The 16,665-nt window shown below is 51.6% G+C and carries 13 protein-coding genes; 5 read left to right on the top strand and 8 right to left on the bottom strand.

The window, feature by feature from the left end; translation table 11 throughout:
- Positions 1–51 precede the first annotated feature (51 nt).
- From yejB to KKG35_14440, 4 genes are all read left to right on the top strand, one after another.
- Positions 52–1,107 (top strand): microcin C ABC transporter permease YejB, encoded by a 1,056-nt coding sequence (gene yejB, locus KKG35_14455; protein ID MBU1739329.1) that lies wholly within the window; start codon positions 52–54, stop codon positions 1,105–1,107.
- On the top strand, positions 1,107–2,132 hold the full coding sequence (locus tag KKG35_14450) for an ABC transporter permease (protein ID MBU1739328.1): 1,026 nt from the start codon (positions 1,107–1,109) through the stop codon (positions 2,130–2,132). Before yejB ends, KKG35_14450 begins: the two co-directional genes overlap by 1 nt.
- Positions 2,132–3,757, top strand: coding sequence for an ABC transporter ATP-binding protein (locus KKG35_14445; protein ID MBU1739327.1), 1,626 nt, complete (start codon positions 2,132–2,134; stop codon positions 3,755–3,757). Before KKG35_14450 ends, KKG35_14445 begins: the two co-directional genes overlap by 1 nt.
- Positions 3,758–4,035: 278 nt before the next feature.
- Complete coding sequence (locus KKG35_14440; protein ID MBU1739326.1) at positions 4,036–4,254, top strand: hypothetical protein; 219 nt, start codon at positions 4,036–4,038, stop codon at positions 4,252–4,254.
- Between the two features lie 157 nt (positions 4,255–4,411).
- Here KKG35_14440 and KKG35_14435 read toward each other — a convergent pair whose 3' ends face one another.
- From KKG35_14435 to KKG35_14420, 4 genes are all read right to left on the bottom strand, one after another.
- Positions 4,412–4,855 (bottom strand): hypothetical protein, encoded by a 444-nt coding sequence (locus tag KKG35_14435; GenBank protein ID MBU1739325.1) that lies wholly within the window; start codon positions 4,853–4,855, stop codon positions 4,412–4,414.
- A 112-nt stretch (positions 4,856–4,967) separates the two neighbouring features.
- Positions 4,968–6,512: a response regulator gene (locus tag KKG35_14430; GenBank protein ID MBU1739324.1), complete on the bottom strand. Its 1,545-nt coding sequence runs from the start codon at positions 6,510–6,512 to the stop codon at positions 4,968–4,970.
- Positions 6,513–6,542: 30 nt separating this feature from the next.
- On the bottom strand, positions 6,543–8,045 hold the full coding sequence (locus KKG35_14425) for a leucyl aminopeptidase (protein MBU1739323.1): 1,503 nt from the start codon (positions 8,043–8,045) through the stop codon (positions 6,543–6,545).
- A 275-nt stretch (positions 8,046–8,320) separates the two neighbouring features.
- Positions 8,321–9,511, bottom strand: a complete 1,191-nt coding sequence (locus tag KKG35_14420; GenBank protein ID MBU1739322.1) for an HDOD domain-containing protein — start codon at positions 9,509–9,511, stop codon at positions 8,321–8,323.
- A 276-nt stretch (positions 9,512–9,787) separates the two neighbouring features.
- Here KKG35_14420 and KKG35_14415 point away from each other — a divergent pair, with 276 nt between their 5' ends.
- Positions 9,788–10,816 carry a hemolysin family protein gene (locus KKG35_14415; protein ID MBU1739321.1) on the top strand — a complete coding sequence of 343 codons (1,029 nt, stop codon included), beginning with the start codon at positions 9,788–9,790 and terminating at the stop codon, positions 10,814–10,816.
- Between the two features lie 33 nt (positions 10,817–10,849).
- On the opposite strand, the gene KKG35_14410 is transcribed toward KKG35_14415, so the two are convergent.
- From KKG35_14410 to KKG35_14395, 4 genes are all read right to left on the bottom strand, one after another.
- Positions 10,850–12,211 carry a 4Fe-4S binding protein gene (locus tag KKG35_14410; protein ID MBU1739320.1) on the bottom strand — a complete coding sequence of 454 codons (1,362 nt, stop codon included), beginning with the start codon at positions 12,209–12,211 and terminating at the stop codon, positions 10,850–10,852.
- Positions 12,212–13,333 carry a trypsin-like peptidase domain-containing protein gene (locus tag KKG35_14405; GenBank protein ID MBU1739319.1) on the bottom strand — a complete coding sequence of 374 codons (1,122 nt, stop codon included), beginning with the start codon at positions 13,331–13,333 and terminating at the stop codon, positions 12,212–12,214.
- A gap of 6 nt (positions 13,334–13,339) precedes the next feature.
- The gene (mgtE, locus tag KKG35_14400; protein ID MBU1739318.1) at positions 13,340–14,725 is read right to left on the bottom strand and encodes a magnesium transporter; all 1,386 of its coding nucleotides are present in this window, start codon (positions 14,723–14,725) and stop codon (positions 13,340–13,342) included.
- A gap of 143 nt (positions 14,726–14,868) precedes the next feature.
- On the bottom strand, positions 14,869–16,665 hold a 1,797-nt coding region (locus KKG35_14395; protein ID MBU1739317.1), incomplete at its 5' end, for a PAS domain S-box protein.

Raw genomic sequence — 16,665 nt, 5'->3', positions numbered from 1 at the left:
TTACTTCAACCATTTTTCATTTTTCATTTTTCATTTTTCATTGTTAGCAGTATGACCGCCTATATCCTGAGAAGAATACTGCTGATGGTCCCAACCCTTTTCGGGATCATGCTGATCACCTTCACGGTTACCCAGTTTGTCCCCGGTGGGCCGGTGGAAAGGCTTATCGCCCGGATCGAAGGCCACTCTCTGGGGGGTGAAGTCAGGGCGGGCGGAAGCGGATTGTATCAGGGGAATAAGGGTCTGGACCGGGAAAAGATTGAGCAGCTCAAGGCATTGTACGGCTTCGATAAACCCCCGGTGCAGCGCTTTTTTACCATGATGAAAAACTATGTAATGTTAGATTTCGGTGAAAGCTACAACCATCACAAGAGTGTCGCATCGCTCGTGATCGACAAATTGCCCGTCTCCATGTCGTTGGGACTGTGGTCTTTCCTGATCGTCTATCTGACCTGCATCCCGCTGGGGATCAAAAAGGCGGTGCGGGACGGCTCAAAATTCGATGTGATCACCACCTCGGCCATTCTGATCGGTTATGCCATTCCGGGTTTCGTACTGGCCATCGTCCTGATCGTGCTTTTCGGCGGCGGCAGTTTCTGGAACATATTCCCGCTGCGGGGGATTACTTCCGACAACTGGTCGGAACTCGGCTTCCTTGCCCGGATAGCCGACTATCTCTGGCACATGGTTCTGCCGATCATCTCGATCACCGTCGGCAGCCTGGCGGTCATGACCCTGCTTACCAAGAACAGTTTTCTGGAAGAAATCCGCAAGCAGTATGTGCTCACCGCCCGAGCCAAGGGTTTAAGCGAAAATCAGGTCCTCTACAAACATATTTTCCGGAACGCGATTATCCCGATCATCACCGGCTTCCCCGGTTCGTTCATTGCCGCCTTCTTCACCGGCAGCCTGCTCATTGAGACAATCTTCTCCCTGGACGGCATGGGGCTTCTCGCTTACGATTCCATCGTCAACCGCGACTACCCGGTAGTTCTCGGCACCCTGTACTTCTTCACCGTGATCGGTCTGTTCACGAGACTCCTCTCCGACTTAAGCTATGTCGTGGTCGACCCCAGGATCACCTTCGAGAGCATGGAGTCGCAATAATGAAGAAGCGCCGCTCGCTGACGTATCGGCGCTGGAAGAAGTTCCGTGCCAATCGCCGAGGCTATTACAGCCTCATGATCTTCGCCGCTCTGTTCATCCTGAGCCTCGGTGCGGAAACCCTCAGTAACGACAAACCGTTTCTGATCCAGTACAACGGTTCCTATTACGTCCCGATTTTTAATTCATACCCGGAAACCACCTTCGGCGGCGATTTTGAAACCGAGGCGGATTATAAAGACCCCTATATTCTCGATAAGATCACAGCCGGTGACAACTGGGCCCTGTTTCCTCTGAACCCCCATTATTACGATACCATCAATCTGGATATCGACCAGCCGGTACCTTCGCCCCCCAGCGGAGACAATCTCCTGGGAACCGATGATCGGGGACGGGATGTCCTGGCAAGACTGATTTATGGTTTTCGCCTGTCGGTCCTTTTCGGGTTTGCCCTGACCATCGTCGGCACCCTGCTCGGGATCGCCGCCGGTGCGGTGCAGGGGTACTTCGGCGGCAGAACAGATCTCTTCTTTCAGCGTTTTATCGAAATCTGGGGCGCCATGCCCGAGCTGTATCTGCTGATCATTTTTGCCGCCATTTTCAAACCCAGTATTCTGCTGCTGCTGGCGCTGCTTTCCCTGTTCGGCTGGATGGGGCTTTCCGATTATGTAAGGGCCGAGTTCCTCAAAGGGCGCAACATGGATTATGTGCAGGCCTCCCGCGCTCTCGGGGTCGGCAATTTCACCATCATGTACCGGCACCTTCTGCCCAACGGCATGACCCCGGTGATCACCTTTCTGCCCTTCAGGATGTCCGGCGCCATACTTGCCCTGACCAGCCTTGATTTTCTGGGATTGGGTGTTCCTCCGCCATCTCCCAGCCTTGGCGAACTGCTCTCCCAGGGGAAGAGCAATATCGAGGCGTGGTGGCTTTCTCTCACCACCTTCGGGGTCCTGGTCGGGACGCTGGTCCTGCTCATATTTATCGGTGAAGCCCTGCGCGAAACCTTCGATCCGAGGAAGGTGTGATGACCGGCCGGACTCAACCATTATTGAACATCAGAAATCTCTGCACTTCGTTTCATGGAGAAGGAGAAATCGAAAAGGTTCTTGACCATGTCTCTCTTGATATCATGCCCGGGGAGACAGTCGCCCTGGCCGGAGAATCCGGCTCGGGAAAATCGGTCACAGCCCTTTCCGTTCTTCAGCTGCTCGACCGCAATGCGGCGACGATTTCCGGCAGCATCGAATTTGAAGGGAAGGACCTCGCCACCTGCAGTGAGCTGGAAATGCAGCAGATCAGGGGCAATCGGATCGCCATGATTTTCCAGGAACCGATGACCTCCCTGAACCCGGTCTATTCGATCGGCACCCAGCTCATGGAATCCCTGATCATTCATCAGGACATGCCCCGTGAACAGGCGAAAGAACGTGCTATCCAGCTTCTTGCCAGAACCGGTATCGCCAACCCGTCTGACCGGATAGACAGTTATCCCTATCAGCTTTCCGGAGGTCAAAGACAACGGGTCATGATCGCGATGGCCCTCGCCCTTCGCCCCGCCCTGCTCATTGCGGATGAACCGACCACCGCCCTCGATGTGACCATCCAGGCCCAGATCCTCGCCCTGATCAAAGATCTCCAGAAAGAGATGGGGATGGCGGTCCTTTTGATCACCCATGATCTGAACATGGTTCGTAAAACGGCCGACCGGGTCAATGTCATGCATCAGGGGAAAATTGTTGAATGTGACCTGACCGAAACAGTTTTTAATTCCCCCCGCGATCAATACACAAAACATCTCCTGGAATCCGTCCCCCATGGGCACCCTGAAGCGAAGCCTTCCTCGAGACCACTGATCACGGTGACGAACCTGAAATGTTATTTCCCGGTCAAGAAAGGTTTCTTCCGTCGGACAGTTGGCAATATCAAGGCGATTGATGATGTCAGCATTACGATACAGGAAGGAAAAACCCTGGGAATCGTCGGAGAATCCGGTTCGGGAAAAACGACTCTCGGAATGTGCCTGCTCAGGCTGACCGGATGCAGGGGGGAAATTCTCTACAACGATCAGGATCTGTTCCAATACAAAAATTCAAGCCTGCGCCATCTGCGCAAAGAATTGCAGGTGGTATTCCAGGACCCGTTTTCCTCTTTGTCGCCCAGATTGACCGTCGAGCAGATTATCAGCGAGGGTTTGAAAGTCCATAAAATGGGCCGGAACGGACAGGAACGCCGCCAACTGGTGGAAGATGCCCTGACCGAAGTCGGTCTCGAAAAAGAAATGGCCGATCGTTACCCCCATGAATTTTCCGGCGGGCAGAGGCAACGGATCGCCATCGCCAGGGCGATCGTTCTGAGACCGAAGTTTCTCGTTCTCGATGAGCCTACCAGCGCCCTCGACATGACCATTCAGGCCCAGATCATTGATCTGTTGAAGGACCTGCAGAAACGTCTGAATATAACCTATCTCTTTATCTCCCACGATTTGCGGGTTGTAAAAGCAATGGCCGATGAAGTTGCGGTCATGCTCAACGGGAAGATTGTCGAACAGGGGACTACCGGAATATTTGACAACCCGAAGCATCCCTATACCAGAAAACTTTTCGCAGCAGCATTCAACCTGGAAGAAAACGGGGAATCCGGACCCGATTAAAAAAAACGGCATCCATCAGCAGCTTGTCTGCTCAACTGGAGCTTTATCCTCTGATATTTCAGTCTTTCAGCTTCCCGCAAATCTTTCCGCCGGACTGCCCTGTGAACACCTCGATAATGTCAGGCTTTGTCAAGGTTCCCCTACAAATTTTATCACAACATCCCGACATAAAATTCATTCAGAAAATGGTAAGGAGAATTTAAAGGATACTGCTGCAACTTAATCATGATGGTGTCAAAAAAAATCTGACTGGGGGGAAGATGATGGAAAGCACAGAGATGACAAAGAAAAAAGAGAACCTGCAGAACCTGATACTCAACGGCTGTCCGCTGGGGCATGATTTTATCAATTCCCATTGTCCGGTAAGTGATGCCAAAAAAATTCCGGCCCGGAACCTGGCCCACTACGTTGACAGTTTATCTGAAGAACAGATCAACAACATCTTTGAATATCATCAGGATTGCAGCAGCTTTTTTCAAGTCGAATACTGCGCCTGAATCTTTATTTGAAGCCGGATTCAGCCTTGTTCAATCATGTCCGGCTTGGGGGTCGCCTCACAAAATTTCAAAAGCCCGGCAAAAACAACTTTGACGGGCTTTTTGTGTGTTTCCCAATTTTTCATTCTTCACTTTTCATTCTTAATTGCCTCTTCTCTCAGGCCCGCAGAACCTTTCTCCACCCTTGGGCCTTCAGCTGATTTATCCGCTCGATATTCCATTTCTGGATTGTTTCCAGGTATTTTTTCTGGTCGGTTTTGGCAAGTTTGATAATCGCATCCCTTTCCTTTTTTATCTCGGCATGTTCTCCCGGATACATCTCCTGCCAGCAGGCGTAACCCCGATCAAAAATAAATTCCGGGGTGACCGCTTCCATATCGACCATCAACTTCTGGACCACCATCATCTTCGCCATGACCATATCGTATTCAATAATCCAGTTATTATCATTCAGCATGGTGAGGGAATCGAAATTTTCCGGGCCATGGCATTTCGGACAGTAGAGATTGATAATAACTTCAGGGATCAGGATGTTGTCCCGAAGGTGGAACTGGATTAAATGTCTTCCGCACTCACATTTCTTTCTCACATCCATACACATGGGAGTTCTCCTCAAGTAAAATGTCAATTGCAGGCGACTCAGAGCATAAAGAATAATGCAGCTGGTTTATTATCCTTCTGTCCTTTCTGTGTCTTCTGCAGTGAAAACAGGTTCAGCGGCTCGCCTTTTCATCCAGCAGTTCGCGGATCATGGCCGATAGTTCTCTTAAGTCAATGGGCTTCAGGGCATATTTTTTGATCCCGATAGCCCTCGCCTTTTCCTCATCAACCTTGGAACTGTACCCGGTTCTGAGAATAATCGGGATATCGGGCCTGATCCTGAGCATCTCTTCGGCCATTTTTATCCCGGTCATGCCCGGCATCGTCTGGTCGGTGATGATCAGATCAAATGCGTCAGGGTTTTCGGCGAACAGTTCCAGCGCTTCCGCACTCCCTGCCCTGCCGACAACTTCATACCCGAGTCGGACCAGGATTTTGATGGTCATCTCAACCATGACCGTTTCATCATCAATGATGAGAATTCGCTCCTTTCCTGTAGGAAGCGGCCCTGCATCCAGGAAAGCATTGCGGTACTGTTCCTCGATCAGAGGGAAATATATGGTAAATGCCGTGCCCTTGCCAGGCTCACTCTCCACGGTGATTTTGCCGCCATGGGTCTTGACAATGCCATGCACCACCGCAAGACCGAGTCCCGAACCTTTGCCAACCTCCTTGGTTGTGAAATACGGCTCAAAAATTCTATCGATAATATCAGGGGCAATGCCCGTCCCGGTATCTGTGATTCTGATCCGTACAAACGGACCCGGGAGCAGACCCTTATCTTCTGCCAGATCGGCAGCAGACATCTCAACACGGTCAAGAGTCACCCCGAGAATGCCGCCATTTTCATCCATTGCATGTGAAGCATTGGTGCACAGGTTCATGATGACCTGATGGATCTGGGTGGAATCGGCCATGATGGTCCCGATATCGGAAGCAATATTTCTTTGGATTTCGATGGTTGCCGGCAGGGAGGCACGAAGAAGATCAAGCGCCTCATTGACAAGTTCGTCGGGGAGCATCGGATTTCGCTGCAGGTCCGATTGCCTGCTGAAGGTCAGGATGTGTTTGACCAGATCCTTGGCCCTGTTTCCGGCCTTGATCACCTCATCAAGCTGATATCTGGCGGGATTTGATTCTGATATATCGTCTCTGGCCATGCTGGTAAATCCAAGGATTGCCGCCAGGATGTTATTGAAATCATGCGCGATTCCTCCGGCCAGGGTGCCGATGGCCTCCAGTTTCTGGGCCTGACGCAGTTGGAGTTCAAGATGCCTGACTCTGGTGATATCCTGGATATGGGTAACAAGATATTGCTGGGAGCCGTTGTCATCGTTCAGGAGAAATGATCCGACAAGGGCCCACAGTGTTTCCCCGCTTTTGTTTCGATAGCGAAGCTCATAGTTCGCCGAGACCGCTTTCCCTTTGACAAGACAGGTGAAATGGCTGTTATGCTCACCGAGGTCTCCCGGATGAACCACATTGGCATGTTTGATCGAAAGAAGTTCCTCTTCAGTGAAGCCAAGCATTTCACAAAAAGCGGGATTCACCATCAGGAAAGAGCCGTCCTGCAGAGATGTCAGAGACATGCCGATGTTGGCGTGTCTGAAAAAACTGTTGAACATCCCTTCATGAATGGCCAAGGCATTGAATGTCATCGAGTGCTCCAGAATTTACCGGGGATACTGCTATTCTTTCTTCCAGTTCATGACAAGATCGACAAGTGTCCTGACCCCGACACCGGAGGGTCCTTCAGGCACATATGATTTTTTCGTATAATCCCACGCGGTCCCGGCAATATCAAGATGGGCCCAGGGTGTTTTTCCGACAAATTCCTGGAGAAAACAGGCGGCAGTGATGGTTCCGGCAGATTTGCCGCCGATGTTTTTCAGATCGGCGATTCTGGAGTCAAGCTGTTTTCGATACTCTTTCCCGAGGGGGAGACGCCACAGGGGCTCTCCGGTTTTTTCTCCACTCCGCAACAGGGCAGTTGCAAGTTTTTCATCATTGCTCATCAAGCCGGTGAGATGGTGGCCAAGGCCTATGATCACAGCACCGGTAAGGGTTGCCAGGTCAATCACCGCTGCCGGCTTGTGTTTTTTGATCCCATAGGCGAGTGCATCAGCAAGGATCAGGCGGCCTTCGGCATCGGTGTTCTGCACTTCCACCGTTTTGCCGTTGTAATGGGTGATGACATCGCCGGGCTTCAGGGCCTCCGGGCCGGGAAGATTCTCCGCGGCCGGCACAATACCGACTACATTGATTCCTTTCGGTTTCAGGGCGCCTATCGCCTGCATCACCGCCAGGACTGCCGCGCCGCCGCACATATCGAACTTCATATCCTGCATCCCGAGCCCCGGTTTCAGGGAAATACCGCCGGAATCGAAGGTCAATCCCTTGCCGACCAGAAGCAGGGTCGGATTCTTTTCACCGGAACGGTATTCAAGGGTCACCATCTTGGGGGGCCGGGCCGAACCCTGACTTACCCCGAGAATGCCACCCATGCGCATCATCTTCATGGCGGCGCTGTTCATAACGGTACAGGAGAGACCGTGTTTTTTGGCAATTTTCCGTCCGGCTTTTTCAAAATGTTCCGGGGTCCAGAAATTTCCCGGCTCATTCGCCATGTCTCTAGCCAGGCAGACTGCTTCGGCAGTAACCAGGGCCCTGGCGGATGCCGTCTCGATCTTTTCCCCTTTTCTCGCGTGCAGGGTAATGCTTTGTATTTTTCCTGGTTTGTCATCCTCTGTGTCAACATTCTTATATTTGTTGAACTGGTAGGTCCCCAGAACAAGCCCTTCCGTGATCGCTCCGGCAATCTCCATCTCCGTCAAAGACTTGCATGCGGGCAGCTCAACACTGATGGTTGCCGCCTTAGTCTTCACTGCTGCAGCGGCAGCCGCACCACCGGCCTTGCGGAACATTTCCAGGTCCGGCTCATCCTTGCCCAAACCGATAACCAAGACCCTCGCAACCCTTTTTCCCCGGGCAGTTCCTCCGGTCATCGTCGGATAGAAAAGAAGCGTCTCGCCTTCCTTCCCTTTAAAATCACCTGACTTGCAGGCCTGGGTGATATATTCGGATATTCCCTTGTCCGATGAATACACCTGTTTTTTACTGTTCTGATAGACAAAGCAGACTGCGGTGTCCTCCCTGCTTTCAGCAAATGGCCTGCTGCTCACCTTGATCATTGTAAACTCCGGTATGGTAAGAATTCGATTTAATTGGCAAGCCCGTCATATGGTTACAAATCACAAACTCAATGCAATCTGGAAATGAGCTGACAATTTAACATAAATTGGCGGCAGCTGGCCGTAAGAAAAACATTTTTATACCGCCTTCTCCAAAGATTTCTGATCGGGGAAATTTCAGACCTGCCTGAGAATTGCATGGGTTCAGCTGGGAACAACAGAACCGGACAGCCATCTACCGGCACAACTTTTTTAGCGGGAAAACCGAGCACCTTTCAGTCGAAAGGATTCTCCCCATCCTGATGAAGTTTCTGAGCAATCTTCCGCCAGTTATCAACGGGAAACTTATCGGCAATCAGGTTGAGATCGGTCTGGATAGTGTTTCCGGGGTGTGCCTCGAGCAGACACCGGTCAGCGATGGCCACAACCCGAACGATTCCATTGAGCTTGTCAAGCGGCATATTGTGATTGGCAGCAGTCTCGACAATGGTCATCGGCAGGTTCCACCAGAGCATCAGGGCGCCGCCGAGCTGGGCATGGGTAACCCCAAACTCTTCTACCTCATATTCCGAAGAGGCCATGTCAAAGAAACTTTTAAGCTCTTTAAACTGAAGATAAGGGTTGTTTTCGGCGTAGGTGAAAAAGAGAAATTTACCGATATCATGGAGCAGGGCCGCAGTGGTTGTTGATTTTTCCCTGCCCGGCAGAATCTCTTCAGCAATCAGGCCGGCCAGTCGACTGCACTTGTAGCAGTGGTCTGCGACTTCCCGGGCATGTTCGGAGAATTTCCGGTGTAACGTGACTGCTTCTTTTGCACAGATAAACAGCACAAGCTCCCGGACCCGCGAAACCCCGAGGTAGGTCACGGCATGATAAAGATCGCCGATGGTGCCGTTTTTTGCAAATGCGGCCGAATTGACAACCTTGAGGATATTTGCGGTGATCACCGGATCTTTTTCGATGAGACGCACCAGTTTGTCAAACGAAAACTCCTCATCCCTGATCAGTACCTCGATATCTTTGACAATCTCCGGCAGGGCAGGTTTTATCTTGTTTTTGACGATAAACTTCCAGCAGCGGTGCAGACTGATTCTTGATCTGGTGTAAATGTCTTTTGAAAGGGCATTTTTTATTCTGGTCGCATCCCAGGGGAGACACAGATAGCGATGGGCATTGCCTGAAGCGACCTGACGCATCAGATCGGATTCTTTTTCCTTGTCGTCATAAGCAATTCTGATGGCATTCGGGAAATTTTTACTGACATACGGCAGGATGTCACCGTCATCATCCTCGACATCCAGTCTGGAGATAAAGACATCAGGATAAACCCCGATCATCAGCGATTTCGCTTCGGACATGGAAGTACAGAAGTTTGAGAGATGTCCCTTGCCGACCAGGAAAGTCCGGAACTTGTCAAGATTCTCAGAATCATGGTCAACCACCATGATAGAATACTTTTTTCCCATGACCAGAAGCCCTCTTCACCTGTCCGCGCGGAATCAATTGGCTCTGACAGCCTCCCCGGCATGAAAGATCTTCCACCCTTCGGGTATAAGTCTCGATGTCTGGCAAGCTTATCCTATCGGTACGAGCAGACGAGCTGCTCAACTGAAGCTTTATTTCTGTATTGATCTGAAAAAGTATATTATTAAATCGTTGACAGAATCAATCGGCAAATCACTCAATCTTTTTATTTCTCCAAAGGAGGCACCTTGATCACCCAACTCTGTCTGGCCGTGGGTATGGCTGTCGGCATTTCCGCAATATGCAGTATCCTGGAGGCAGCGCTTTACTCCGTCCCTTTGACCCATATTGAGATACTGGACAAAAAGGGGGTCGGATCGGCAAAAGCCCTCCGCTCTCTGAAGGCCGATATTCATAGACCGATCACCGCCATCCTCACCCTGAACACGATCGCCAACACCATGGGCGCCGCGGTGGCAGGCGCTGCAGCCGCGGCAGTTTTCGGGGAGTCGCGACTGGCGCTTTTTTCTGCAGCTTTCACCATGACCATCCTGATTTTCTCGGAAATTCTCCCCAAGACCATCGGCGTCGCCTATTGCCGGGAAATCTCCCCCTGGATTGCTTTGCCGATCACCTTGATGGTGAAAATCCTGACCCCGATCATCTGGTTCTTCCAGGCCCTGACCAGAATGATTCCGAGGCACAACAATAAATACCCGGCCTCCCAGGACGAGGTGAAGGCCATTGCGGCATTAAGCCGGAAATCAGGAGAAATAGACTCCCAGGAAGAGAAAGTCATCGGGAACATCCTGGAACTTAAAAACAAATATGTAATCGACGTGATGACCCCGAGAACCGTTACTTTCAGCCTTGATGAAAACCTCACCGTCGCGGAGGCATTAACCCACGCCAACAAATGGAATTATCACAGCAGGGTTCCGGTCTACAATCGCAAACCGGACGAAATAACCGGTATTGTCTTACGAAAAGACGTGCTTCAGGCTGCCGCCGAAGGAATGGACAGCATAAAAATTTCTACCATGATTCATCCCGCCCACTTTGTACCTGAATCGGCAAGACTCAGCAGAACCATGCTCGATTTCTTTGAAATGAAACGCCACCTTTTCGTGGTTGTCGATGAATACGGCAGTGTGACCGGTGTCATCAGTCTTGAGGATATCATTGAAGAGATCGTCGGCCATGAAATTATGGACGAGTCCGACCAGACCCAGGATATGCGAGCCCTTGCCAAGAAAAAACAGAAAAAGAGAGCGGCTGAAAACAGAAAAAGCGGCAATATCAGCTGAGTCCGATGGATGCAGACGGCACCCTGCTGTTGCTCAGAATATCACCGCAAGGTAGAGAATCAGCAGGGTCATGATGAGCAGGTTGATGCAGAGAAAATTTTTCAGCAGCACGATCCCTTCAAAATCCTCAAGACATAATCGCCAGAAAATATACGTCCCGGCAATGGCTCCGTTCAGCATGAAAAAAGCAGAAAGAATCTGAATGGGAAAGTCCGGAACCGAAAATGAAATCTGTTCCAGAAAAGGAAGGGAAAACTGCCTGCCGATGGTCGGCAGAAAATCGCCAATCCCCGCTGCAAAATATGACATCCTGTAGATCAGCTCTCCGGTAAAAGCCATTGGAATAAGCACCGGAACAAGTGGTGAAAACTTGCCGAAGAGCGGATCCTCACTTATTCCGAACAGCAGTGAGCCAAGCCTGATCAATGCAAGAACCACCACAAAACCGATCACCAGTAACAAACTGAAGGCCATGGCATCCGACAGTCCAAGCCAGGAGGTGAAAAGGTGATACGGCTCTTCATGAAGACGAAAGAACCGTGAGATCTGCGAGCCGATCAGGAAAGGAACAATATAGGTACAGGTGATATACCGCCCCTTGTTCCTGATCAGCTCTGAATAGGGATTCCTGAGGAGCAGCTGCGGCGAGTTGAATTCACATAACGGCAGGCAATGGCCACAAACCAGACAATGCAGATTGTTCTGGACCCCGAAGGCGCCGAGATAAACCGGACACCCTTTTTTCTCGCTGTTCCCCTTCCGGCAGGCATATGTTTCACAGACCCGGCATCGGGAATGGTCCGGTCTGAACTCCGTGATTGAAAGGGTTGCCGCCGCCCCGCTGATTCGGCCCAGCGGGCAGAGATGCCGACACCACGACTGGCCGTTGAAAAGAACACTTAATATCGCAGCTCCGCCGACGATGGAAAGGACCAGCCATGAGGTTCCCACCGGCGACTGATCAAGACCTGCGACCACTTCGATCCAGATGATGAGAGCAAGGAGAAAAACCGAGGAATACACCCCGTATTTCTGAAGAAATCTCGGGACCGGAAGATTCAGGGAAAGTCCTTTGCGCTGCAGAAAAACGCCGAGCCCCGGAAAGGGGCAGATCCCGCACCACATGCGACCTACAAAAAACCAGCTGAGTACGATGGCAGGCCACAACAGACCCCAGGTGAGAAAAACTGCGATATTGCTGTCCGCAGCGGCAGGCCCGAAGAGACCGGAAACGACAACCAGAACAAAAAGAACATCACCGGCGGTACGCAGGTAGGCATAGTGCTGACGGGTCGCGAGAAACCTTCGGATTCCGGGAAAAACCTGGAACAGGTCAAGCCTCTCTCCTTCCTCCGAGGAAATGAGACTTCTTATGGCTTTGGTCCACCAGGTCAATCAACCGACCTCTTCGAGAGTGAGTTGCAGTTCGAGCTTTTTCTGATCCCTGATCACGACCACTGTAATCTGATCACCAACCCTGTAATTATCAAGAACATTGCGCAGTTCATCATAATCACTGACCTGATGCGTATCAACAGCAATGATGATATCGCCGAGAATGATATCTCCCCAGGACTTTCTTGTCCCCCGGAGACCAGCCCTGTCTGCAGCGCCGCCCTTGCTGACGCTGATGATCAGAACCCCCTTGATACCAAGGCGGTCATGGATTTCACGACTCGCCAGAGTCACCCCGAGACCGGGCCTGATCACCTTGCCGTGTCTGATGATCTGTGGGACAACCCGGTTGACGGATTCAACCGGCACCGCAAAACCGATCCCGGCGCTCCCTCCTGAAGGGCTGTAAATCATGGTGTTCACACCGATAAGCCTTCCTGAACTGTCGAGAAGAGGGCCGCCGGAATTCCCGGGGTTGATGGCCGCATCGGTCTGGATGACCCCCTGGATGGTCCGGCCGGTCACAGATTTGATCTCACGGCCGAGGGCGCTGACAATGCCGCTGGTGATCGTCTGGTCAAGCCCGAAGGGATTGCCGATGGCAAAAACCTTCTGCCCGACCTGCAGGGTTTCCGAGTCGCCGACGGTAATGGGTTTTAATCGTTCCGGAGGAGCCGAGATCTGCAGCACGGCAAGGTCCCGGTCTGGAGCGGCGCCAACCAGGGATGCCTTCCAGGTTGAGTTGTCGGCAAGAGTAACCTCAACCCTGCCGGCATCGCCAATCACGTGAAAATTGGTAACAATCCGCCCTTCATGATCCCAGACAAACCCGGAACCGGTACCCCGCGGAATCTCATAAACATTCAGGCTGAAAAAGTCCCTGCGCAATTCTATGCTGTTGATGTAGACAACCGAAGGTGATGCATTCTTGAAGAGACTGATCGTGTTCCGCTCATCATCAGCCAGATTTCCGCTCGGGGTGACACTCCTCGGAACGGCATCAGGATCGGTTACCGGGAGCCGGTCGGGTACGAAGATATGCCAGAGGGCAAAAAGGCAGAGGGCCCAAACCAGGTAAGTCGGGACCCTGTCCCGAAAAGACTGGGGTTTTGAACTGTACATGACCGATCAAAGATTGAGGATGAGTTTGGCGATCAGGAAATAGGCGGACACACCAAGTATATCAATGGCGGTGGTAACGAAAGGGCCGGTAGCGATTGCCGCGTCAATATCCAGGCGACGCAGAATGAGAGGGACAAAGGTGCCGACCGTTGTTGCCAGTGTCATTGCGAAAAGAACGGACAGACCGATGACTATGCCGAAATTGGCAGTTTCCAGATAGCCGAAATGAGCGATCAGGCCAAGAAAAATACCGTAAAATGCACCAAGAATCAGACCGACTCTCATCTCCTTGAAAATAACATTGGCCAGGGCCTTCATGTTGATTCTGCCGGTGGCAATACCTCGCACCACAATGGTGCTCGACTGGGTGGCAATATTACCGCCCATACCCATAACTATCGGGATAAAGGCGGCGAGGGCGATCACTTTGCTGAGTTCCTCTTCAAAGAAGGTGATAATGAACACCGCTATAAGACCACCGAGCCAGCTCGCAAAAAGCCAGGGCGCCCTAATCAGGGCATTGTCGATCGTCGATTTCAGCAGAATTTCACGGTCTTTACCGGCGCCGGCCATCTGCAGGAAATCTTCGGTGGCCTCGGCCCGGATAACATCGATCACATCATCAACGGTGACGATACCGACCAGATTGTAGGAGGAATCCACAACCGGGATGGCCAGAAAATTATACTGGGCCACGATATGGGCGACCTCGCTCTGGTCGGTATCGGTGGCAACGGCCAGCACGTTCGGATTCATGATGTTTTTCAATAGCCGGTAAGGCGGATGCATGAGCAGCTCCCGCATTGAAAGAACACCCGACAGCTGCTCATCATCACCGTGGGTGATATAGAGATAGAAAGACATCTCCATCTCCTCACTGCGCTCCTGGATTTTCTGGATCGCATCCCCGACACTCAGCTCCTCGTCAAGAGACATGAAATCCGGAGACATCAGCCCTCCGGCGGTGTCTGGAAGATATTGCAGGAGTTCATCGACCTCTTCCCGGTCTTCCTTGCCCATCAGGCGGCGGATTTCATTGGCAAGATCCTTGGGAAGAACCTCCAGGATATCAGCGGCATCGTCCGATGCCATGGCCTTGATGATCGTGGTCATGAACTGGGGGGTGAGGGTTTCAACAAGCTCCAGCATGATGGACTGGTCGAGTTCGCTTAAGAACTCGCTGATGGCTTCCGTCTGGGCAATAATATTGAAAGTGAATTTTCTTTCGTCGGGGTTGAGATGTCGAAAAACCCAGGCAATATCTGCAGGATGAGTCTTCTGGAGCAGCTTCAACAGATTTTCAACGGCATTTCTGCGGATCAGGCGCCGCAGGGTGTCGAGAATGACCATTCCTTCATTGCCGATGAGTTCTCTTTTGACGCTGCCTTTCATAACATGGCCTCTGAAGCTTAAAAAATCATAGAAAACCTTTATCTATAAAGGTAAGGAATGTGGTCCGTCAAGGATAAAAGACAATTTCAAAATGCCATCATAAGTCAGGTCATAAATGCCATCAATCAAATGCGAAACAATAATCACTCCGAGAGGATGTTTTTCAGAATTTCGTTGAGGCCTTCAATCTTGTAAGGTTTGGGCATTATTGTCAGAAACCCGTACTCACGATGATTGGCGAGAATCTCATCGTTGGCATAACCGCTGGAGACAATCCCCTTGACGTCCGGATTGATCACCTTGAGCTGCCGGATTGTCTCCTGCCCCCCCATGCCACCGGGAACAGTGAGATCAAGAATCACCACATCAAATGGGTCCCCCGCCGCCAGTTCCTCCTGATAGAGATCAACGGCCATTTTTCCGTCGCTGACCGCAACCGCCCGGTAACCGAGATGTTCGAGCATTTCGCAACCGATTTCCCTGACAATCTCGTCATCGTCCATGATCAGGATTCTTCCGCTCCCCTTGCGGGACAGACTTTTGCCGTCATCTTTTACCACGGCCAAAGGCTTGTGTTCAGTCGCCGGCAGATAAATCAGAAACTCGGTGCCTTGTCCCTTGACGGATGTGGCGGTGATGAGTCCGCCGTGGCTCCTCACGATGGAATAGCTTATCGCAAGTCCGAGGCCGCTCCCCTTTCTTTTGGTTGTAAAATATGGGTCAAAAATTTTCTCAAGGTCCTTTTTGCTGATCCCCGGCCCGTCGTCTTTTAACGAAATAAGAACATAGGGGCCGTCGGAAAGCGGCAGCTGGCTTGATGAATCGATGGTGACGTTGCTGGCGGTAACGGTGAAGTTCCCACCGTCCGGCATGGCCTGGTCGGCATTGTGGGCAATATTCTGGATGACCTGGCAGATCTGCCCTTCATCGACATCCACCGCCATCAGGTCGTCCGGCGCATGGAACGCACACTTCACGTTTGAACCGCGCAGGGTAAACCAGGCGGAGTCCTTGACCATCTCCTCTATGGACTCAGGTCGGGTGACGGGAGAGCCGCCCTTGGCAAAGGTCAGAAGCTGCTGGGTAAGGTCCCTGGCCCGCCAGGAGGCTTTTTCCGTCTGTTCAAGTTTCTCGAACACCTTGCTCTCAGGCTCGGCGTATATCTTGGCCAGGGAGATATTCCCGAGGATCGCGGACAGCAGGTTATTGAAATCATGGGCGATGCCGCCGGCCAGAATCCCGGTCGATTCCAGTTTCTGGGTTTTAAGAATCTCCTTTTCCAGCAGTTTCCGGTCGGTGATATCATGGGCCACCCCTTCAGCGCCGATAATTTTTCCCGACTCGTCCCGCAGGGGGACTTCACTGAAATCAAGCCAGTGAATAATCCCGTCCTTGGCGACAAATTCCTGCTCGAATGAGGCCCGGTTCCTGCCGTTTCTGATCTGCTTCAAGGCGTCGGCCGCCAGATCGTTCACCGGATTCGCGGTCCTGTAGAGAGTTGCATGTTCAGCAAATTCTTTACGGCTGTATCCCAGAACGTCCTGAATAGACGGGCTTAAGTAGACAAACACCCCCGCCAGATCCCTTGAATAGAAAAAATAATCCTCCCGTAAACTCTCAAAGATCCGCCGGATCTTGTTTTCGGAGGCCCGTCGGGCATCTTCGGCCTCCTGCCGCTGCTTGATCTTTTCAATCAGCAGCTTATTGGTCCGGGCGAGTTCATCGGACCGTTCGGACATCATGGTTTCAAACCGCCTTCTGATATCCTCATCGGTTTTAAGACGGGCCGTGATATCCCGGACGATATCGAGAGAACCTATGAATTCGCCACCATTATCATAGACGGCTGAAGAACTGACCTCGATATTTTTAATCGACCCGTCCTTGCAGATGAGGCGACCGACAAATTTTTCATAATGCCCGGACTCTTTCAGTTTGGA

The organism is Pseudomonadota bacterium, assembly GCA_018823285.1.
Classification (GTDB): domain Bacteria; phylum Desulfobacterota; class Desulfobulbia; order Desulfobulbales; family JAGXFP01; genus JAHJIQ01.
Note: the sequence above shows the minus strand (reverse complement) of the source record. Positions and strands in the feature narration are given on the sequence as shown.